The 5,277-nt window shown below is 38.6% G+C and carries 5 protein-coding genes; all 5 read right to left on the reverse strand.

The genetic code is table 11. The annotated features are described in order from the left end of the window. Positions 1–181: 181 nt before the first annotated feature. Positions 182–898, reverse strand: coding sequence for a Dph6-related ATP pyrophosphatase (locus AC1DRQ_RS29165; protein ID WP_477429287.1), 717 nt, complete (start codon positions 896–898; stop codon positions 182–184). Between the two features lie 195 nt (positions 899–1,093). Continuing rightward, positions 1,094–1,792 (reverse strand): SIR2 family NAD-dependent protein deacylase, encoded by a 699-nt coding sequence (locus AC1DRQ_RS29170; protein WP_477429289.1) that lies wholly within the window; start codon positions 1,790–1,792, stop codon positions 1,094–1,096. 78 nt (positions 1,793–1,870) lie between these two features. After that, on the reverse strand, positions 1,871–2,449 hold the full coding sequence (locus tag AC1DRQ_RS29175; RefSeq protein WP_477429291.1) for a DUF6580 family putative transport protein: 579 nt from the start codon (positions 2,447–2,449) through the stop codon (positions 1,871–1,873). Positions 2,450–2,502: 53 nt separating this feature from the next. After that, positions 2,503–3,606, reverse strand: a complete 1,104-nt coding sequence (locus AC1DRQ_RS29180; RefSeq protein WP_477429293.1) for a DUF5074 domain-containing protein — start codon at positions 3,604–3,606, stop codon at positions 2,503–2,505. Between the two features lie 11 nt (positions 3,607–3,617). Next, positions 3,618–5,277, reverse strand: a 1,660-nt coding sequence (locus AC1DRQ_RS29185; protein ID WP_477429295.1) for a TonB-dependent receptor, incomplete at its 5' end; no start/stop codon positions are given.

Genomic DNA, 5,277 nt, shown 5'->3' on the forward strand with positions numbered 1-5,277 from the left:
ATTAAAAAATCGAAACAAAATTTTATTTGGCAAATCGCCCCTGCTYTCTGCATAAATTAAATGTATTTTGTTTTTAGTAAATTAAAACTTAAATATACAAACACTAATTTATTGAAATACAGTATATTATGTACACAAATAAAATTTTATTTGGCACATGATCTTGCCAAATAAATACAAACTAAGCAGGAATAAGGTCGCAATACCAAAAACCAGAGCGCTTTTGATCAGTAGGTAAAACACAGGAGTCATCAGCATTTTTAGGAGCTTCATATTCCTTAAATATCCTCACCCCGGTTTTGTATTTTATCTCATTTTTAAAAATTGGCCCTTTGAAACTAAAGGTGTGGAATTCCCCGTTCTCACCACAAACGTCCACATCATCCGGCAACGCGTTTATCAATTCGGGGCTTATCTCCTTGCCAACTATGCGTTCCAAACGTTCCTGAGTGCAGGCTATCACGGTGCCAAATCCGAGACTAAAAAACTCATTGATCAGTTCATTCGTATCCCGTTTCCATAAAGGATAAATTCCCTGCAAACCCACCTCGCTCAACCGGGTATCACGATAGGCCTTCAGGTCTTCTAAAAATATATCGCCAAAAATAGAGTGTGTAATGCCTTCGTTTTTAAAATGAGTTAAGTGCTGATGCATCGCGGCATCGTACTCACTCATCCCCGGCATTTCGGGCAACCGGATCTGGTACAGTGGAATGCCGACACTTTCTGCTTGTTTAATCAGCAATTCAGTTCGCACCCCATGCATGGATATCCTGTCGGCAGCGTCGTTTATGGTGGTCACCAGGTACTTTATTTCCAGTTCGGGATTTTGAAGACAATGGTATAGCGCAAGGGCACTGTCTTTACCTCCGCTCCAATTAAATATGCATTTTTGCATGTATGGTTATTTAATTAGTTAGTTTAAAAATTGCATAAAAATCAGTAAAAAAACCGTGTCATTTCGACGAGCATGGAGAGGAATTGAGTGTCAGGGCGAGGAGAAATCTTATACAATTTGCATCGTCTGCTTTTTCAATTGTATAAGATTTCTCCTCACCTCTGCACCTCCTTATGCTCGTCGAAATGACATCGTTTATATTAATGAATTACTTTTCAGCAGCTCATTCACCAAAGCAGGTACTCCAACGGTGGCCTTTTCCTGTATCTTGATCACCGGCCCTCTTACACTAACGTCAGGTATTTTAGGGTCGACGATATATTTGGGCACCTCGCGGCCAACATAACCAACTAATCCGGCTGCAGGGTAAACCACCAATGATGAGCCTACCAGCATAAAGATATCCGCACCTGAACAAATACGTGCGGCGGTCTCAATCATCGGCACAGCTTCGCCAAACCATACCACATGCGCCCGTAACGGTGAGCCTAATTCGCAAACTTCATCCATCCTTAGCTCCCAGCCATCAATAGGATAAGTAAGTTCAGGGTTAATACTTGATTGCGAACGGGTAATAATGCCATGTAAATGCACCACATTGGTTGAGCCCGCTCTTTCATGCAGATCGTCGATATTTTGAGTGACTATGGTTACGTGGTATTTTTCTTCAAGTTGAGCCAATGCATAATGGGCGGCATTTGGCTCAGCCTCCATTACAGATTTACGACGGGCATTATAAAATTCCTGCACCAGAACAGGATTATGCTCCCAGGCCTCGGGGGTGGCCACATCTTCAATATTGTAACCCTCCCATAGCCCGTCGCTATCCCTAAAGGTTTTTAAACCGCTCTCCGCACTGATCCCTGCTCCTGTTAGTATTACCAGTTTTTCCATGCTATAAATAAAATTATATCCCCATAAAAAAAGCGACCTGCCTTGTGGCAAATCGCTTCTTCATTTTAATATCGAAAATTAAAGTGCCAGTTGTTTTTTAGTCTGTAAAAAGGCGTATTTACTTTTGGCCAGTTCAAACCCGCCAAATAGCAATAAACCAAATACCAGGTTGCCATATATCATGTTGTACTCAAACGGTATAGCATTAACCAACGAGGTACCATAACCAGCTAAAGTATGCGGATAAAGGTTAAGTGTGGTATAAAACCAAGGCAGATCAGTTACCAGCCAATGTATTAAAACCGATGCTAAGGAAGCTAAAACTACATTTAGCACATTTACTTTCTTTATCAGGCTACCTAAAAGCACCATCAGTGCGAAACTTAGGTAAACTCCTATTATGCCATCATACCCTATGGAAAATTTCGAGGTATATAAATAATTAAGAACAATGTCGGTTGTAAATAGGGTAAGTAATACGGTAAGATAGCCTTTCCATTTGCTGGCAAAGTACGCCCCGCCAAATATGGCGATAGCTCCTACCGGGTTAAAATTACTCAAGTCCTTATATTCAAAAGCGATAAGCCTGAACGAAGCAGCCACCACGATCATTAAAATAAGAACTATGTTCCTGGTTGTATTGTCTTTTGCGGTCATGATCAATTTTTTATAAGGTAAAATTACTTATAATCTGTATAAATATACAACGATTACTTGTTAACAAATGCAACTTTACCCGGACTTATGCCGGTAGTTATTGAATACTCTTTTTTACCGGTCTTATCAAAGGCATATAAAGTACCGTTGGAGTTATAATCTTTAGCATCGCCAATAAATATTTCGCCTGTTAATGGATCTGCCGTGACAGAATAAGCACTTGTGATCACGGTACCATCACTAATAAAGTTAGCTTGGGCTGGTGTTTGTGTTTTGGCATTATATGCAGCAATTTTATTATCAGCAGTAACATAATATACAAAGTCGCCCTGTACAGCCATAGGTACACTAAAACCTAAATTTAAATTGGTTTGCGATATAGAAACATCATTTTTATTATCAATAATTGACATGCCTGGTTTTTTAACTACTACGGGCACCCCACTACTATAATCAGTTATGCCCAGTGAAAGAACATAAACATGGCCGTAGGTATCGGCAACTATACTTACAGGGTTACTTATAACAGTAATTTTTTTGGTTTCTGTTAAAGTATTCAGATCTATTACAGACACTGTATTATCAGGATTACCAAAACTCAATCCACCACTATTTGCTACATAAAGTTTATCATTGCTTACAACCAATTGCTCCGGATTACGGCCCACATTTATATACTTGCTAACGGTTAACGTAGCAGTGTCCAATACGGCAACAGTTCCATCATAAGAAGTGATGAAGGCGTTGTTTTTATAAAAAGCTATACTTCTGGGTTGACGGCCATTTTGTTTATCATCCTTAAAACTAATTTTCTTAATAAGTTTACTGGTTTTCGGATTCACAATCTCAACCACATTAGAATAATTAACAACAATATACAGTTTTGCTCCATAGATACCTATGTCATTACCTGTATCGCCTAAGCCCTCGCCATTAGCGCTGCTGTAAATATCAGGAGTAAGTTGTTTTGTGGTGTAATCATAATAAGTTAATGTACTGTTATTAGACTGAAAAACACCCTGGTTTAATACATACAAACCCAACCTGCTTGCCGACGGCTTATCTGGCTGAGGATTAATTTTGTCTTTATGACATGACGCCAACACTACAGTAAATGCTATGGCGACCAAAAGAAGATTAAGTTTAATCTGTTTCATATTAGTAATAATTAAATAGTTATTTGAAAGGAAAACCGAAACGAATGCCCCGGCATTGGATAGCTTTGTACAACAAAATAGTTTTTATTAAAAAGATTATTTGCCTCAAAAGAAGTAACCACTGCTTTACCCCTTACTGAAAAACGGTAAACAACAGACGCGTCACTCGTTGAGTAGCCCGGAATAAAATCGGCCGGAAGATTATCATTGGTGTAATATCTTGATGATGAAACTACCTGGTTGTAGTAAATCCCGATATGATCATGATCAATACCAGCGTTAACGGACATGGTATTTTTAGGGGTATAAGGTAACTGATTAAGATATATAGACGAAGCAGGATCTGTTACATTTAATGCTTGCTGATAAGAATAATTTGCAGCTAATGAACCCTTCCATTTCTCTGTTAATTTAACCTGGGTTTTTAAACCTGCATCCAAACCTTTAATATCAACTTTGCCATAGTTTTGAATAGAGCCATTATAAGCATCCTTAGGAATAAATACAATTTTGTTGGTTACGTTGTTATAATAAGCGTCGGCTGTAAATGTTATGTAGTTAAAAAAGCCATTCAAAGCTTTACTATAAGTTGCACCCAGATCAAATTGTTTGGTAAACTCTGGTTTTAAATTGGGGTTACCTATACCCCCATAATAAAGATCATCGAATGTTGGATTGCGGAATATGGATTTATAGAATGCGCGAAATTGAAGGTTTGAGCTATTAAACGGTTGCAAAACAGCCATTACAGTAGGTGAATAGTTATTTCTTTTAGGTGCTCCCCTGCCGCTTTTAACAGTTTCGCTAATATTTGTATTGAGTAAACTTCCCTGCAGGCGCAACTTTCCAATAGTTAGATTTGAAGCAAGCACATTCAGGAAACTCACCCTTGTTGGATAGGGAAAGTTGGGTAGATTAGTATCCAGATCATTAACTGAAAAATCTATAGCATATGAAAGTTCCCAGTTTGATGTAAAATGATAAGCCAGTGCGGCAGACTGGTAAAATTCATGCTGGGTAAAGCGTTGATCCAGCTTTCCTTCAATATTAAAATAATCAGGATTGAGATAACGGAGATATGTATTAGATAATTTTGTATTCAACAACAGATGAAGTCCGCTGTTCCAGATGTGCTCATAACCTGCCTGTGCAAAAAAATCACGGTTCCACAAACGCTCTCTTGATGTTGAGGGATCATATAATATAACCGCGCCCGGAAGCCCGCGATCTGAAGTGTAATAGTTAATGTGGAGGTTAAATTTATTGCTGTCGTTTTTTGTCCAGTATAAAGCTCCGTCTATTTGTTTAGCGGTAATATCTCCGTTGTTACGAGTACGAACAGAATCCCCGCTTCCACCCATGGCTTTATATTTGTAATGTCCGTTGGCATTTTCTAAATAACTGTTTACAATAAATGCCCAGTTATTATTGATACGTTGTTGCCACTGCAGGTATGGGTTTATCAGTCCGAATGAGCCACTTTTTATACCGGCAGTGATCTGGTAAGGCTTATTTGCATTTAAAATTGGTTGTACTGTTTTTATAGAAAGGATACTGGCCGAAGCAAATGAACGCGCCGGCATGCAGATTGCAGGCGGCTGACCATTATATAATGTAATTTGTTGTACATTATTCAAATTCAGTTTACTCAGATCAATCTGKCCATTTTCG

This window comes from Mucilaginibacter sp. P4_E8, assembly GCF_056401495.1.

Coding starts and splice junctions, on each gene's coding strand:
- AC1DRQ_RS29170 (WP_477429289.1), bottom strand. CDS start 1,792: ATGGAAAAACTGGTAATACTAACAGGAGCAGGGATCAGTGCGGAGAGC.
- AC1DRQ_RS29175 (WP_477429291.1), bottom strand. CDS start 2,449: ATGACCGCAAAAGACAATACAACCAGGAACATAGTTCTTATTTTAATG.
- AC1DRQ_RS29180 (WP_477429293.1), bottom strand. CDS start 3,606: ATGAAACAGATTAAACTTAATCTTCTTTTGGTCGCCATAGCATTTACT.
- AC1DRQ_RS29165 (WP_477429287.1), bottom strand. CDS start 898: ATGCAAAAATGCATATTTAATTGGAGCGGAGGTAAAGACAGTGCCCTT.